At 38.5% G+C, this 14,918-nt stretch carries 13 protein-coding genes; 7 read left to right on the forward strand and 6 right to left on the reverse strand.

Going from position 1 to position 14,918, the window contains the following annotated elements; genetic code table 11:
- The first annotated feature begins 94 nt into the window (after positions 1 to 94).
- Positions 95 to 2,356 carry a reprolysin-like metallopeptidase gene (locus tag Q2U82_RS07065; RefSeq protein WP_410006983.1) on the forward strand — a complete coding sequence of 754 codons (2,262 nt, stop codon included), beginning with the start codon at positions 95 to 97 and terminating at the stop codon, positions 2,354 to 2,356.
- Positions 2,357 to 2,676: 320 nt separating this feature from the next.
- Here Q2U82_RS07065 and Q2U82_RS07070 read toward each other — a convergent pair whose 3' ends face one another.
- Genes Q2U82_RS07070 through Q2U82_RS07080 form a run of 3 tightly spaced genes read right to left on the reverse strand, consistent with a single transcriptional unit; the run spans position 2,677 to position 4,172 of the window.
- Positions 2,677 to 3,213, reverse strand: a complete 537-nt coding sequence (locus Q2U82_RS07070) for a hypothetical protein (protein ID WP_410006984.1) — start codon at positions 3,211 to 3,213, stop codon at positions 2,677 to 2,679.
- A 55-nt stretch (positions 3,214 to 3,268) separates the two neighbouring features.
- Positions 3,269 to 4,009 carry a hypothetical protein gene (locus Q2U82_RS07075; RefSeq protein WP_410006985.1) on the reverse strand — a complete coding sequence of 247 codons (741 nt, stop codon included), beginning with the start codon at positions 4,007 to 4,009 and terminating at the stop codon, positions 3,269 to 3,271.
- Positions 4,010 to 4,013: 4 nt separating this feature from the next.
- Positions 4,014 to 4,172: a YqaE/Pmp3 family membrane protein gene (locus tag Q2U82_RS07080; protein WP_410006986.1), complete on the reverse strand. Its 159-nt coding sequence runs from the start codon at positions 4,170 to 4,172 to the stop codon at positions 4,014 to 4,016.
- Between the two features lie 108 nt (positions 4,173 to 4,280).
- On the opposite strand from Q2U82_RS07080, the gene Q2U82_RS07085 reads away from it, so the two are divergent.
- The 6 genes from Q2U82_RS07085 to Q2U82_RS07110 all read left to right on the forward strand — a co-directional run bounded on the left by Q2U82_RS07085 (position 4,281) and on the right by Q2U82_RS07110 (position 11,598).
- A complete protein-coding gene (locus Q2U82_RS07085; RefSeq protein ID WP_410006987.1) occupies positions 4,281 to 5,342 on the forward strand; it encodes a helix-turn-helix domain-containing protein in 1,062 nt (353 codons plus the stop codon).
- A 98-nt stretch (positions 5,343 to 5,440) separates the two neighbouring features.
- Positions 5,441 to 6,340, forward strand: a complete 900-nt coding sequence (locus tag Q2U82_RS07090) for a thioredoxin family protein (protein ID WP_410006988.1) — start codon at positions 5,441 to 5,443, stop codon at positions 6,338 to 6,340.
- 78 nt (positions 6,341 to 6,418) lie between these two features.
- Entirely contained in the window at positions 6,419 to 8,110 is a 1,692-nt protein-coding gene (lysS, locus tag Q2U82_RS07095; RefSeq protein ID WP_410006989.1) for a lysine--tRNA ligase, read from the forward strand.
- Between the two features lie 179 nt (positions 8,111 to 8,289).
- Positions 8,290 to 10,413, forward strand: coding sequence for a T9SS type A sorting domain-containing protein (locus Q2U82_RS07100; protein ID WP_410006990.1), 2,124 nt, complete (start codon positions 8,290 to 8,292; stop codon positions 10,411 to 10,413).
- Positions 10,414 to 10,751: 338 nt separating this feature from the next.
- Positions 10,752 to 11,180, forward strand: coding sequence for a hypothetical protein (locus Q2U82_RS07105; protein ID WP_410006991.1), 429 nt, complete (start codon positions 10,752 to 10,754; stop codon positions 11,178 to 11,180).
- Between the two features lie 94 nt (positions 11,181 to 11,274).
- Complete coding sequence (locus Q2U82_RS07110; protein WP_410006992.1) at positions 11,275 to 11,598, forward strand: hypothetical protein; 324 nt, start codon at positions 11,275 to 11,277, stop codon at positions 11,596 to 11,598.
- A gap of 106 nt (positions 11,599 to 11,704) precedes the next feature.
- Here the strand turns inward: Q2U82_RS07110 and hemL are convergent, their stop codons facing one another.
- The 3 genes from hemL to Q2U82_RS07125 all read right to left on the reverse strand — a co-directional run bounded on the left by hemL (position 11,705) and on the right by Q2U82_RS07125 (position 14,793).
- On the reverse strand, positions 11,705 to 12,994 hold the full coding sequence (gene hemL / locus Q2U82_RS07115) for a glutamate-1-semialdehyde 2,1-aminomutase (RefSeq protein WP_410006993.1): 1,290 nt from the start codon (positions 12,992 to 12,994) through the stop codon (positions 11,705 to 11,707).
- A 73-nt stretch (positions 12,995 to 13,067) separates the two neighbouring features.
- Positions 13,068 to 13,904, reverse strand: coding sequence for a glucosaminidase domain-containing protein (locus tag Q2U82_RS07120; RefSeq protein WP_410006994.1), 837 nt, complete (start codon positions 13,902 to 13,904; stop codon positions 13,068 to 13,070).
- Between the two features lies 1 nt (position 13,905).
- Positions 13,906 to 14,793: a 1-aminocyclopropane-1-carboxylate deaminase/D-cysteine desulfhydrase gene (locus Q2U82_RS07125; protein ID WP_410006995.1), complete on the reverse strand. Its 888-nt coding sequence runs from the start codon at positions 14,791 to 14,793 to the stop codon at positions 13,906 to 13,908.
- Between the last annotated feature and the right edge of the window lie 125 nt (positions 14,794 to 14,918).

The raw sequence follows: 14,918 nt of genomic DNA on the forward strand, positions 1-14,918 counted from the left end.
AAAAACCTTAAAAGAATATTTCTTAAAAATTTATTAATTCCCCTAAAGACGCTTATCTTTACGATTCTAAACATTCATAATAATCACAACTACAATGAAAAAAAGTACTTTTAAACCATTTCTGTTTGTATTCCTTTTGCTTTTGAGCTTTGGGCTGCATGCACAGAATGCGTTATGGACGAAAGCTTCGCCATCTGAAACGCAAACTCGACAAAAAGCATACAGAAACAGTATGCCACAAGATTTTAATCTTTTCAAATTGAATACTCCCGCTTTTAAAAATCTTATAGCAAATGCACCTGAAAGATTTAGCGGCACATCAAATGTTGTTATTGAATTGCCAACAAACAATGGCGAAATTCAACGTTTCCGCGTTTATGAAGCTTCTGTGTTTGCACCGGAACTTCAAGCGCAGTACCCTAATATCAGGTCTTACGCCGCTCAGGGAATTGATGATGCTTCAGCCGTTGCGCGCTTTAGTGTTTCGAACATGGGCGTAAATGTTATGATCAGTTCTGTAAACTATTCCACCATATATATTGATCCTTACACTAAGGATAAAAACTATTACATTACCTATAATATCAATAGTCTTCCGCCAGATCCAAACGGGTTCCAATGTATGGTAGAGGATACTGTGGGTCCAGAAATACTTTTGGATAATAGAAACGCCAATGATGGGATGCTCCGTACTTTTAGGTTAGCCCTTGCCTGTACTGGGGAATATTCACAATATCATTTAAATCAGCAAGGTATTGGTAACGGAGAACCAGATCCTGTAAAAAAGGCGGCTGTTCTTTTAGCAATGAACAATACTATGACCAGAGTTAACGGTGTTTATGAAAGAGATTTAGCTGTAACAATGATAATTGTAGCTAACAATACAGATATTATCTTTCTTAATGCTGGTTCAGACCCTTACGATAATTTTAATGGAAGTGCTATGCTTGGCCAAAACCAAACTACTTGTGATAATATAATTGGTACTGCCAACTATGATATAGGTCACGTTTTCAGTACTGGAGCTGGTGGTATTGCTGGACTTGGCGTACCTTGTAGAACAGGTCAAAAAGCTAGGGGAGTAACTGGAACTAACGCCCCAATTGGTGATAATTATGACATTGATTACGTAGCGCACGAAATGGGCCATCAATACGGCGCAAACCATACTTTTAACGGAACAGCAGGAGCTTGTGGCGGTGGAAATAGAAACCTTCCTACAGCTTTTGAGCCTGGAAGTGGTTCAACGATTATGGCTTATGCTGGTATTTGTGGTAATCAAAATGTGCAAGTACATAGTGATGATTATTTTCATGCCATTAGCATTCAGGAAATGTGGTCCTATGTTAAAAATGGACAAGGCCAGTGCGCGGTGCAAACCCCTACCAATAACTTGCCACCAACAGCAGACGCTGGGCCTGATTATAGAATTCCAAAAGGAACTCCATTTATTTTAAGAGGTACTGCTACAGACCCAGATGCTGGCGATGTGCTTTCACACTGTTGGGAGCAATTGGATAACCAGGATTCTCCACAACCACCACAAAACACTTCAACCGTAGGACCGGCTTTCAGATCTATTGATCCTTTGGCCTCACCAGATAGATATATGCCTACTATAAATACTGTATTGGCAGGTAATACACAGACCACCTGGGAGGTTGTTCCTCAGGTAGGAAGATCTATGCGTTTTAGATATACCGTTCGCGATAATGTGGCTGGCGGTGCTTCTTCTGCACGTGATGATATGTTCGTTACTGTAGATGGATCAGCAGGTCCTTTTGTGGTAACCTCACAAAATACAGCGACCACTTGGAACACCCAAACTACAGAAACCGTTACTTGGGATGTTGCAGGAACTGACGTAGCTCCAGTTGATAGCCCATTGGTGGATATTTTGTTTTCTACCGATGGTGGACAAACATATCCTATAACTGTCGCCTTAAATGTGCCAAACAATGGAAGTGCTGTTGTGAACGTTCCAAACCTTAATACTACAACAGGTAGGTTGATGGTTATTTCGTCAAACAATATATTCTATGATTTAAACAATGCGGTTATTACTGTAACTGGAACCGTTGGTGTTGAAGAATTCAGTTTTGAAAATTTTGCGGTTTATCCAAACCCTTCAAACGGAACCTTCAACCTTACCTTCAAACCGGCTACTAATGACAACATTGAAGTTTCATTATATGATTTAAGAGGAAGAATCATCGGTCAATCTACTTTTGATGATGTTAATGCTTCTAGCACTTTTAGCAAACAATTGGATTACAATTATGTTGAAAGCGGAATGTACTTCCTTGTTGTGAAGAACGGCAATAAAGTAACTACCAAGAAGGTTGTTAAGAATTAAACTTTAAAACAATTGCTCATAAAAAAGAGGCGTTCAAATTTTGAACGCCTCTTTTGTTTTATAGGATATAGAAAAAAGATGTTTTGACTCACGACGGTTTGATTCACGACGGTTTTGTCATTAAACTGAATTAAAGAGACAAAAGACTCGAAAAAGACAGGTGCATTAAAAATTGAAAGAACTGAAAGGAATTATAGAACTTTTAATTTCATTCGCTATTCATCGTGTTCCAAACATTCCAGATTAAATAAAGGCAAAATTTAAACCGTTCTGCTTCTTGTAGTGAAGCGGTCGTGGTCAAACCGTCTTAGTGCTTAGGTTTAAAGTTTTACTACTTCCGAAATATGTGTAACCACTTGCGAGGTTTTTTCAACCTTAAATTTAAGGTCAAATTTAATTCCTTGGGTGCTTTTCTCAACTAAAAGCTTTCCGTTGGAAATGGTGTAATATCCTGCTTCGCCTCTGCAGAAGCAGTGTTTTCCGTAAAGCAGCTTTACATCTTGCAGTGAGGCGTTTTCCTTTGTCAATGTTGTTGTTGCCGCAGGTATTTCAAAATGGATGGTTTCAGAATAATTACCATCTGCAGTTCCTTCTGGGCCTTCTTTAAGATAGGTATATTCAACTACAGTGTTGGTTCCGTCCACGAGTTGCGGGTATAATGCGCCAAACTCATCTTTTTCTATGGACAAGCTTTTGTTTTTGTGAATCACGACACTGCAAGTACCTTCTTCAGGACAGCCTGTTGTCTTGTTTTCCATTTGTTCCATAGTTGTATTTTCTGAAGAAATTACGTTACCCGTCTGCGTTTTGCAGGCATTTACCATAAATAGTGGGATTAATAAATAGAGTGCCTTCATTTGTAGTATTTTTAATGTTAGTGATAATTAAAATACAAATACATTGCCGAAATTCCTATTTCTCCAATTCTACCTCTAAATCCAGCAAATCTGGATTTTTAAAATAGTCTAAAAAAGGTGCCTGAATACTGACCGTTTTTTTATCTTCTGAAAATGCAGCGTCTGGATTTGAAGTTTTCTTTATTTTCTTTGGAAAAGTATATTTCAATACATAATTGGAGCTGCCCATAAAAGCCTCGGCCTGTTTCATGCTATCTACTTGCTGTTGGTGCAACTTTTCATCTTTTATATAGGCATCTCTTTTAAAGATACCTTTTTCAAAAGAATAATTTACGCCCACTATTTCGGGAGTATCTTCTTCTTTTTTAATTTCCGTGTTGGCATCTGGATTGGGCATCAAATTTCCAGCTTGTTCAAGACCGTTAAGAATATCGTTGGCCTCACTTATGTTTTTAAAATTTGTAGAAATATCATAAACCATTTCAGAAGTTTCCGAGTCCATTTTTATATGAATGTTGAAGTTTTCCAACTTTTTAAGTTTTTGTTGTTCGGTTACTGAAAGTTTGGAAATACTGTCTTTCTTTTCTTCCAAAAACTGTTTCATATAAACAATGGTATCCATTTTCACTACTGTTGAATCCGCCATGGCCTGACCGCCAAAGGCCATCATTTCATTGAGGTTCACTTCCACCGTCATTATGCCGCTTCCGTCTTCGTTCATAACCATGGTTTCAGTAAATTGGCAACTTATGGCAGTAAAAGCCAAAACGAACAGAAAAAATAATTTTTGTAGCATCGGTCTATCTTTTAGGATTGTTTAAAATTATTAAAGCAGCAATTACACCGGGAACCCATCCGCAAACGGTAAGTATAAAAACAATTAGCACAGATCCACAACCCTTGCCAATAACAGCAAGTGGTGGAAAAAGGATTGCAAGCAGGACTCTCCATATATTCATAGAAAACAAATTTACGATTAATATTTAAGCTATCTGTCAAGCCATTTTTCCTTTTGTTACAAGATTTAGGTTCAACGGAGTTTATTACCTTAGTGTTTTATTTTAAAAATGGGATTGAAAAAATTCATTCTACTGATTGTGTTCTTTTTTGCCATTGCGGCCAGTAATGCACAATATAAATTTTCTGGCTATGTAGATGCCGAATTCAGCAAAGGCACTGTATATCTTTCAGTTGTGGATGATTACAGAAAAATTTCAGGTGTTTTTCCTGAACAAATTCTCAATAAAACAATTCCCGACTCAACAGGTTATTTTTCGTTTGCGGGTGATAATTTAGCCGTCGAAAACAAAATTTATAGAATCCATGTAGATACTTGTAGTGAAAGCGACCAAAATACCACACACTTCACTGGCCATTGCCCAAATAGCAAAGAGGTTATTTTTATTGCGAACAATAACGACACACTAACACTTCCCTTTTCTTTTGATGAAGAAATGTTTTGCCGCGTGGTTTCAAAAAACGAAAAAGCCAATGCTTTTTTAAAAATAGACTCCTTAAAGCACGACATGCGTTTTGCTTTTGGCACCTATCGCAGTGAAGCAAACCGTAAAATAAACTCAAAAAAATGGTTCAGTATTTTGCAGCAATATGGAGAACAGCTTCAAGAACCTTTGGCTGAGCTTTATAGTTACACGTTTCTTTCAGACAGGACACAACCGTTGCACGCCTATTATTTGGAAGATTTAAAAAACAATAGCTATTATGAAGATTTACTGCAAAGGCTTATCGAAAAATACCCCAACAGCAACTATACCCAGCAATACAGCGCAGAGCTAGCTTCGGACAAGTATTTAGTAGCCGCAATTAAACCCAGCGATTTTCCATGGTGGGTTTATGCGTTGGCTGTAATCTCTATATTGTCAATTCTCGGCAACTTCTTTTTTTATAAAAAACTGAAAAAAGCGAATGAACTTCTTCCTTCCATAGAAGAATCACTTTCAAAACAGGAAAAAAAAGTTTTGGAACTTATTTTGGAAGATAAAAGCAACAAAGAAATTGCTTCAGTCATGTTTGTGAGCCTAAGCACGGTAAAATCACATATAAATAACCTCTACAAAAAGCTGAACGTCACCTCTCGTGAAGACGTAAAAAATCTATATTCCAATTAAATTCAAACGGGGGTCTAGTACCTTTTTCAAACCCTTTATTCAGAAATTTATTCATCATTTTTTAAATATTCGTGGTCTTAATCTTAAAATCAACGACCATGAAAAATTTAATCCTTTTTTCCATTGCTTTCACATTTTCAATTTTCACCAACTATGCGCAGCCTTTTAATAAAGAAATAATTAAAGAAGGCGAAACCCCAATGTTACTTGGGAAGATTAATAAAGAAGCACTTTCTGAAAACACTTATTCTGAATGGTTTTTAACCAATTTTGAAACGTATCAACCCAATAAAGAAAAAGTTGAAGAAATTAAAAAACTACTTCCGCAATACACCATTACTGCTTTTTTTGGCACTTGGTGCGGCGACAGTAAAAAGGAGCTTCCCATATTCTATAAAGTTTTGGAAGAAGCCGAATTTTCTTTAGAGCGGCTTACCGTGATAGGCGTTTCAAACGATAGTGAAAGCTACAAACAAAGTCCCGGCGGAGAGGAGGAAGGCTTGAACATTCATCGCGTTCCCACATTCATATTCTACAAAGACGGAAAAGAAATAAACAGAGTTGTAGAACATCCCGTGAACACATTCGAAGAAGATATTTTACAAATCATTCAAAATAAAAATTACATCCCAAACTACAATGCGGTTACTATGGTTAATGATGCTTTAAATGAAATGGGACTTGAGAAATTTAAAAGAAAGTCAAAAAAATTACTTCCGAAGTTAAAAAAAGAAGCGAAGGGTTTAGCAGAATTAAACACCTATTCCAGCGTGTTGTTTTATTCTGAAAGAAAAGAAGAAGCGCTCTATATTGCAGAACTGAACACGCTTTTGTTTCCCGATGAAGCCTATACGTATGAAAACTTGGCGAACAAATTATTGGCTTCAAACCAAGCAGACAAAGCGTTGATGTATTATGAAAAATCACTCGCCATAAACCCAGAAAACGAAAGGGTGAAAACAGCGATGGCGGCAATAAAACAGAAAACCGCAAATTGAAAAACTTGTAATTTCATATTTCGTATTTCGCACTTCATTTCCCTACCTTTGCAAACTTATTATTTTAGAAACAATTTTATGCAACTGTCTGAACTGGAAATCATCCGAAGAGAAAAACTAAACCAATTGCGCGAGCGTGGAATAAACCCCTATCCCGCAGATTTATATCCTGTAAACAACACTTCAAAAAAGATAAAGGAGAATTTTGAAGAAGGAAAAAAGGTGGTGGTTGCAGGAAGGTTGATGTCCCGAAGAATCCAAGGATCGGCTTCATTTGCTGAACTTCAGGATGCAGACGGACGCATACAGGTTTACTTTAATCGCGATGAAATTTGCCCAGGCGAAGACAAGAGCCATTACAACGACGTTTATAAAAAACTACTTGATATTGGTGATTTCATAGGTATTGAAGGCGAACTTTTCAAAACACAAGTTGGCGAAAAAACCATAATGGTGAAAAATTTCACCCTCTTGAGCAAAGCTCTAAAACCTTTGCCGCAACCGCGTGTTGATGCTGAAGGAAAAGTACACGATGCTTTTACAGATCCAGAGCAACGCTACCGCCAACGCTACGCAGATTTGGTGGTGAATCCGCATGTGAAAGAAATTTTCGTAAAGCGAACCAAACTTTTCAACGCCATGCGAACGTTCTTTAACGAACGTGGCTATTTTGAAGTGGAAACTCCAGTTTTGCAACCAATTCCAGGCGGTGCTGCGGCGCGACCTTTCATTACGCATCACAATTCATTGGATATTCCATTATATATGCGAATTGCAAATGAATTATACTTAAAAAGGCTGATTGTCGGTGGTTTTGACGGTGTGTATGAATTCTCCAAAAACTTCCGAAACGAAGGGATGGACCGCACCCACAACCCAGAATTTACCGCGATGGAAATTTACGTTTCCTATAAAGATTACAACTGGATGATGGATTTCTGTGAGCAATTGCTGGAATTTTGTGCGATACAAGTAAATGGAACCTCCAAAGCTACTTTCGGGGAACATCAAATAGATTTCAAAGCCCCTTATCCAAGGGTAACGATGGCAGAGTCTATCAAGCATTTCACAGGTTTTGACATCACTGGAAAGACTGAGGATGAAATCCGCAAAGCTGCTTTGGACATGAAAATTCCTGTGGACGAAACAATGGGCAAAGGCAAGTTGATCGATGAAATTTTTGGCGAAAAATGTGAAGGCAATTATATCCAGCCAACTTTCATTACAGATTACCCAAAGGAAATGAGTCCGCTATGTAAAGAACACCGCGACAATCCTGAACTAACCGAGCGTTTTGAACTAATGGTCTGCGGCAAGGAAATAGCAAATGCTTACAGCGAGCTGAACGACCCCATAGACCAACGCGAGCGTTTTGAAGCGCAATTAAAATTGGCAGACAGGGGCGATGACGAAGCAACCGCATTTATAGATTATGACTTTCTTCGTGCTTTGGAGTACGGTATGCCTCCAACCAGCGGTATGGGTATCGGGATGGACCGTTTGGTTATGTTTTTAACCAACAACCCTTCCATACAGGAAGTGCTTTTCTTCCCGCAAATGCGCCCCGAAAAGAAAAAAGTGGAAATGACCGAGGACGAAAAAACGGTTTATACCATATTGAAAGCCAACTCGCCCATTGCTTTGGAAGCGCTTAAAACCCAAAGCGGCTTGAGCAACAAAAAGTGGGATAAGTCCATAAAAGGATTGACAGCTTCCAAAGTTGCGAAGGTGGAAAAGACAGATGAAAACTTAATGGTTTCGGTTTTATAAACAAATTTTATACATATTTAAAAAAAGGAAATTACGGCAATGTGGTTTCCTTTTTTTGTTATTGAAAGAACTAATCCTTTCAATAATTTTCAAATTACTTTACCCCGAAACCCTTTGAATTATAATCCATTAACATTACATTTGGAAACCTATTCACAAATTTTAAACCTAATTTTTTTATGAAAAAACTATTATTCACTTCGCTATTAGTTTGTTTTACACAGCTTTTCTTTGCCCAGAGCAGTAAAGAAAGTGTTGCGCAAACTTGGATGGACGCCAATATGCCCATCAACAAAACAAATCAAAGTTTTGCTATGCTGAACAGCCATGCGGGCCCTTCAGGCGAGACATTCCGATTTTATCACACGGTTAATGGTGTTGAGGTTTTTGATTCTTCAGTTGCGGTTCACGTTTCTAACAACAATCAAGTAACCTACCACGCCAGCACTTTTAACACAGCTGTGGAAACAATAGACACCAATCCTTCAATTTCTGAAGATGATGCGTTGAACGCTGCAAAATCTGCTTTGAACATTGAAGGGTACATTTCCCAAAAAGAAATAAAACTATATGTTTATAACAAGTTAGGAAGCACTCAGTTGGTTTACCGAGTAACCACTATGTCTGAATTCCGCATGGGAAACTGGGAAACTATTGTTGATGCAAAAACAGGAGCTATTTTAAGCACGCAAGACATTGCTATCTACCACAAAAAAGGAGGTGAAAACAATCCAAAAGGAATAAAAAACCCAACAACAACCGTGGCAACTGGTACGGCAATGGTTTTTGATCCAGACCCCCTTACCAAAACCGGAAGTACTTACGGTGGAAATTATGTGGACAATAACGACCAAACCAATGCCCAACTTGACGCTGCCCGAACCGCAGTTACTCTTTTGGATATTGAGTTTGACGGTACAAACTATAGGTTGAGAGGACCATATACAGAAATAGCAGAATTAGGCGCTCCTTCTACCGGATTATTTCTTCAAACCTCGCCAGATTTTGACTTTACACGTGACGAACAAGGTTTTGAAGCCGCAAACTGCTATCACCATATAGATAAAAGTTTCCGTTACATCAATGATGATTTGGGCATTCCTTTGGTTTCAATATACAACGGTGGGGTGGTTCGTTATGACCCACACGGAGCCAATGGTGCAGACAATTCTTTTTACAGTGCCGGTAGCCTTCAGTTTGGCGAAGGGGGTGTAGATGATGCAGAAGATATGGACGTAGTGCTTCACGAATTGGGCCATGGGCTTCACGACTTTATTACCAATGGAAGCCTAAGCCAAGTAAATGGGTTAAGTGAAGGAACAGGCGACTACTGGGCAAACTCCTACAAAAGAAGCACAGGTTTTTGGGATATTACGGACCCACAATATTTCTGGGTTTTCGGATGGGATGGACACAATCCATTCTGGAACGGAAGGGTAACCAATTATAGCGCAATGTATCCTGGCGGGCTTACCGGTTCTATCCACACAGACGGACAAATTTGGGCTTCAGTACTGCTTGAAATTTGGGAAATCATCGGAAGAGAAAAAATGGATGCAGCCGTTTGGGAAGGCCTAGCTATGACCAATAGCGGTACCAACCAACAAAACGCAGCAATCGCAGTGCGTCAAGCCGCAATAGATATGGGCTACACTTGTGCAGAAATCGATGCCTTTACAGATAGGTTTACTGCCAGAGGTTATGTATTGCCAAACTATACTTGCGATCCAAATGCCTGTGATATTTCTGTTATTGATGCTACAAACATCTCTCCGTGTAATGACAATGGAACGCCCAGCGATGGCAGTGATGACTTCTTTACAGCAGATATAATTGTTGGTTTTGAGAACCCGCCAGCAACAGGAACCTTAGATTTAACTGGTGATGGAACCGCTTCAGTTTCCGTAGTAGGTTTAACTTCACCACACATGTTTGTGGGCGTACAGATGCCGTCTGATGGTGGGCCAATTAACCTTACTGCAACTTTTTCAGCAGATGGAACTTGTAATTTAAACGTACCAAATGCAGGAACAGCACCAGCCCCTTGCGTAACCGTAGGAATAAATGAAAACGAAGCCCTGAGCAACGTTTCCATATATCCAAACCCAGCAAATACCACCATTAATTTATCAAACCTTAATGAAGAATACAACGTGGCCATCTACAATATGCTTGGCCAAAAAGTAAAACAACAAACCGTTGATGCCAGCAACAGCAGCATCAATATTTCAGATCTTACTTTAGGCGTTTATGTGTTGAAGTTTGAAGACCATAACAACGTCTTGCGTTTTGTGGTAGAATAATTTTTAAATACTAATTAGTTTATAACAAAAAGGAACCGTTGTAAAGCGGTTCCTTTTTGTTATAAATAAACAAACCACCGCCCACGCTTTTTTCCTCCTTTTTGGCATAAGGGGTCTAGCATCCCTGCCAGAAACACGAGCGATGGTTTTTAATATTTAATAAGTTAAAACTATCACATTTAATAAAATCAAAAAACTTCTATTTAGGCAACCAGCCCTTGCAGTTAGTAAAGAATACGATTTGAGGATTCTTTTGCTTACAACTAAAGATTTTTAAGTAATTAAACCTAATCAGGTTTTCAATGTCATAGTTATGTTGAACATTTAAAAAAAACATCATGAAAAAAATACTGATAATCTTTATGGCCCTAGCCACTTTCGCAATAAATGCACAGAATAAGAATTCTGAAAGAAAAGAAAACCGCAAAGAGATGAAAGCGAATCTCACCCCCGAACAAAGAGCAGATCTAAAAACCAAAAAAATGACCCTGGCCTTAGATCTTACCGCTTCACAACAACAAAAAGTGAAACAACTTATTTTAAAAGCGGAAAACGAAAGACCCGAACGCCCAGAAAACTGGAAAGAAATGACCGATACCCAGAAGTACGAGGCCAAAAGCGCAATGATGGACCGCCGTATCGCAATGAAAAAGGACTTGAAAGAAATTCTTACCGAAGAACAAATGACAAAATGGGAGCTTCAACAAGGCCATAAACGAGACAGATCAAAGGCTAAAAGAAATATGGAGAGAAAGTCGCGGCAATAAAATTTTCTTAAAATTGATACTTTTGGTCTGGTTATTGTTTTAGTTATATGCAAAATAGTTACATTAGTAACTTTAAAATCAAAATTTGTAAAAAATGAAAAACCTACTAACAATATTTGCATTTGCAGCAACCATGTTTATGGGCATCCAAACAAGCTCTGCACAAGAGTTGTCGCAAGATAAGAGCAGACCAGAGGTAATTGCAAAAACCGAAACTGCAAAACTCACTGAAACATTGGGTCTAAACGGTGACCAAGGTCGTGCGGTATTTAGAGCACTTGTAGCAAAAGAAGTTGGCTATCAAAAAAACGCAGATAACACTGCAGAAAAGAAAAAGCTGGACGATCAGTTAAAAGAGGCAATGAAAAAAACCTTGACTGCAGACCAATACGCCCAATGGCTAAAAACGAATAATTAGTGATTAATTATATTTAATATCAAGCCCCTTTCTATACTTAGAAAGGGGCTTTTTTTTATAATTTAAAAAACCACCTGTGTTCTCTGTGCCTCTCTGGTTTCCTACTTTATTTTAAAGTCTTCGCAACTTTCCCACAAGCCGCAATGGTGGCATCCAAGTCTTCATAGCTAAGGGCGTCACAAATAAACCAAGTTTCAAAAGCACTGGGGGCAATATAAATGCCTTCGTTCAGCAATCCGTGGAAGAATATCTTGAAATTTTCGTTGTTCGCTTCCGCAGCAGAAGCGAAGTCAGTCACAGGTTTTTCAGAAAAATGCACCGAAATCATTGACCCGATCCTGTTGATTGTAAACTTCACATTTGCTGAAGTAAGCACTTCATTCAAACCTTTATGGAGGTATTCCGTCTTTTTATTTATTGAATTGAAAACTTCTTTGTTTTTATTTAGCTCCTTCAACATTGCCAAACCAGCGGCCATAGCCAATGGATTTCCACTTAAAGTCCCAGCTTGATAAACAGGGCCAATAGGCGCCAAATAATCCATTATTTCTGCTCTTGCTGCAAAAGCACCAACTGGAAGTCCACCACCAATCACTTTTCCGAAGCATATAATATCGGCCTTAATCCCGAACAATTCCTGCGCGCCACCGGCGGCAAGACGGAAACCAGTCATTACTTCGTCAAAAATTAAAAGGATATTGTTTTCGTCACAAAGTTTCCGCAAGCCTTCCAAAAAGCCTTTGGCAGGAGGGATGCAGCCCATATTTCCTGCAACGGGCTCAAGGATAATGCAAGCTATTTCGTTTTTATTAGCGGCAATTACTGCTTCCACATTTTTTAAGTCGTTATACGTTGCCAAGAGCGTGTCTTTTGCGGTTCCTTCAGTAACGCCCGGGCTGTTTGGGGTTCCGAAAGTAACTGCACCGCTACCGGCTTGAATTAAGAAAGAATCGCTATGGCCGTGATAACAACCAGCGAATTTTATGATTTTATCTTTCCCTGTAAAACCTCGTGCAAGGCGCACAGCACTCATACAAGCTTCAGTCCCACTATTAACAAAACGGATCTTATCAATATTGGGAACCATAGCAACTGCGAGGGCAGCGATTTCAGTTTCAATTTCCGTGGGCATCCCGAAGGAGGTTCCTTTTTGTGCTTTTTCAACAACGGCATTTACCACAGGCTCATAAGCGTGGCCAAGAATCATTGGCCCCCAAGAGTTTATATAGTCAATCAGTTTATTGCCATCAACATCATATAGATAAGCTCCTTTTGCTTTTTCAACGAAAATAGGATCGCCTCCAACGGCTTTAAAGGCACGAACAGGTGAGTTTACACCACCGGGAATAACTTTTTGTGCCTCTGCGAAAAGGGAACTGCTTCTTTTATATTTCATAATATTTTTAAGAAATTGGTATTAATAATTGAAGAAAAAATTACTGAAAACTGCGATTGCGATTGAAAGTTTTTTACTGGTTTTTCAACGGATGCAGATATAAAACCTGACCTATGGAAATATCATTACTTCGCAAACCATTATAGCTTTTTAGTGTTTCCACGGTAAGATTAAAACGTCTTGAAATACTGTAAAGCGTATCACCGGCCTGTACGGAATAAGTGCCAATTTTAGAATCATCTGGACTTGTGGTGCTCACTTTTTTGCCTAGCACTTCTTCGTCATATGCATCAAGATTGTATCTTTCAATTATGCCGATTAGCTTATCTGGGTATTTGGGGTCTGTAGCATAACCTGCTTTCCGCAAGCCTTTTGCCCACCCTTTATAATCGTCTTTTCTAAGTTTGAAAAGATCTTGGTATCTGCTACGTTGCGTTAAAAACAAGGAATGGTCCCTATAAGAATATTTTGGATCGTTGTACTTTCTAAAACATTCCCCCCTTTCGTCATCATCGTGGTAAACCCGATCGCCTTCCCACCCAGTATGGCATTTTATACCAAAATGGTTGTTGGCTTTCATAGTAAGTTCACCCGCTCCGGCGCCACTTTCAAGTATTCCTTGGGCCAGAGTAATACTAGCGGGAATTCCGTACTGAAGCATTTCTTCTTGAGCAATATCTCTGAATTCATTAATATAATTAGCTACACGTTCACTGTAAGGAATATTTATGGGAACCACCACAACTTCAGGCTCTTCTGCCTTTGTATCTTTTTCCTTTATAGGTTGTTTAACCTTGACAACCCTTTCGGTATTATGTTTTTTTCGGTGTTTGACAGCGGTTTTTTTTGATTTGCAACTACTAAAACAAACAATACATATAAGAAGAAGGGTAACTGTTCTGCCAATCATTTTATTCAATTATAGGTAGGTTTTTCTTTTTCAATTTCTGGTTCATTCCTTCAATACCTTGAAGGCCTCCGGTATGGACCGCAAAAATACGGCTATTTTCTTTGAAATACCCCTTTTTTAGTAGATCCATTATGCCAAACATCATTTTTCCGGTATAGACTGGATCCAGTGGAATGTTGGTCTTATTCTTAAATCCATTCATAAAACGTATTAAATCAGTATCTATTTTGCCATAACCACCAAAACAGTAGGCATCCGTAATTTCAAAATTGGTTTTGGAAGTGTATTTTTCAATTTCAGAAGTTTGAAAAGTTCCATTTAAGACCGAAAAGCCCAAAACTTGTTGGTTATCATTTGATGCTTTTACAAGCCCGGCCATCGTACCGCCTGTGCCTACGGAAACACAGATATAGTTAAAAGACATATCTGTTTCGGTTAAGATTTCTTCGCATCCTTTTATGGCCAAAGCGTTGGTGCCACCTTCGGGAAGAACATAAAAATTGCCAAATTGTTCTTTTAAACTATTTATAAATTCAGAATCATTTTTGCTTCTATAAACTTCACGAGAAACGAAATATAGCTGCATTCCACAATCATGAGCAAAGGAAAGTGTAGGGTTTTCTGATATTTTATCCTTGAGTTCATCACCGCGAATAATTCCAATAGTTTTAAAATCCAATTCTTTACCTGCAGCAGCTACCGCCGCAATATGGTTTGAAAAAGCCCCGCCGAAAGTTAACAAAGTAGTGTGATTTTGCGCTTGTGCAGCTTTTAGGTTGTATTTCAGTTTTCTGAATTTATTGCCAGAAACAAAGGGATGGAGTAGATCTTCGCGCTTTATAATCAAAGAATAGCCCGCAAATCCATATTTAGAAAGGTCTATTTCCATTAAAGGACTATTGGAGTGAGTCAAGTTTGCTTGCATGAGTTTAAATATAAATAGTATTTTCCAGATATAATCTTTACATAAATTTTAAAAAAAATGAATTTGTAAGAAACAAATGATAATTAATA

Origin of the sequence: Aequorivita nionensis, from assembly GCF_046352995.1 — a bacterium.
Taxonomy (GTDB): Bacteria; Bacteroidota; Bacteroidia; order Flavobacteriales; family Flavobacteriaceae; genus Aequorivita; species Aequorivita nionensis.

Coding starts and splice junctions, on each gene's coding strand:
- Q2U82_RS07065 (WP_410006983.1), top strand. CDS start 95: ATGAAAAAAAGTACTTTTAAACCATTTCTGTTTGTATTCCTTTTGCTT.
- Q2U82_RS07070 (WP_410006984.1), bottom strand. CDS start 3,213: ATGAAGGCACTCTATTTATTAATCCCACTATTTATGGTAAATGCCTGC.
- Q2U82_RS07075 (WP_410006985.1), bottom strand. CDS start 4,009: ATGCTACAAAAATTATTTTTTCTGTTCGTTTTGGCTTTTACTGCCATA.
- Q2U82_RS07080 (WP_410006986.1), bottom strand. CDS start 4,172: ATGAATATATGGAGAGTCCTGCTTGCAATCCTTTTTCCACCACTTGCT.
- Q2U82_RS07085 (WP_410006987.1), top strand. CDS start 4,281: ATGGGATTGAAAAAATTCATTCTACTGATTGTGTTCTTTTTTGCCATT.
- Q2U82_RS07090 (WP_410006988.1), top strand. CDS start 5,441: ATGAAAAATTTAATCCTTTTTTCCATTGCTTTCACATTTTCAATTTTC.
- lysS (WP_410006989.1), top strand. CDS start 6,419: ATGCAACTGTCTGAACTGGAAATCATCCGAAGAGAAAAACTAAACCAA.
- Q2U82_RS07100 (WP_410006990.1), top strand. CDS start 8,290: ATGAAAAAACTATTATTCACTTCGCTATTAGTTTGTTTTACACAGCTT.
- Q2U82_RS07105 (WP_410006991.1), top strand. CDS start 10,752: ATGAAAAAAATACTGATAATCTTTATGGCCCTAGCCACTTTCGCAATA.
- Q2U82_RS07110 (WP_410006992.1), top strand. CDS start 11,275: ATGAAAAACCTACTAACAATATTTGCATTTGCAGCAACCATGTTTATG.
- hemL (WP_410006993.1), bottom strand. CDS start 12,994: ATGAAATATAAAAGAAGCAGTTCCCTTTTCGCAGAGGCACAAAAAGTT.
- Q2U82_RS07120 (WP_410006994.1), bottom strand. CDS start 13,904: ATGATTGGCAGAACAGTTACCCTTCTTCTTATATGTATTGTTTGTTTT.
- Q2U82_RS07125 (WP_410006995.1), bottom strand. CDS start 14,793: ATGGAAATAGACCTTTCTAAATATGGATTTGCGGGCTATTCTTTGATT.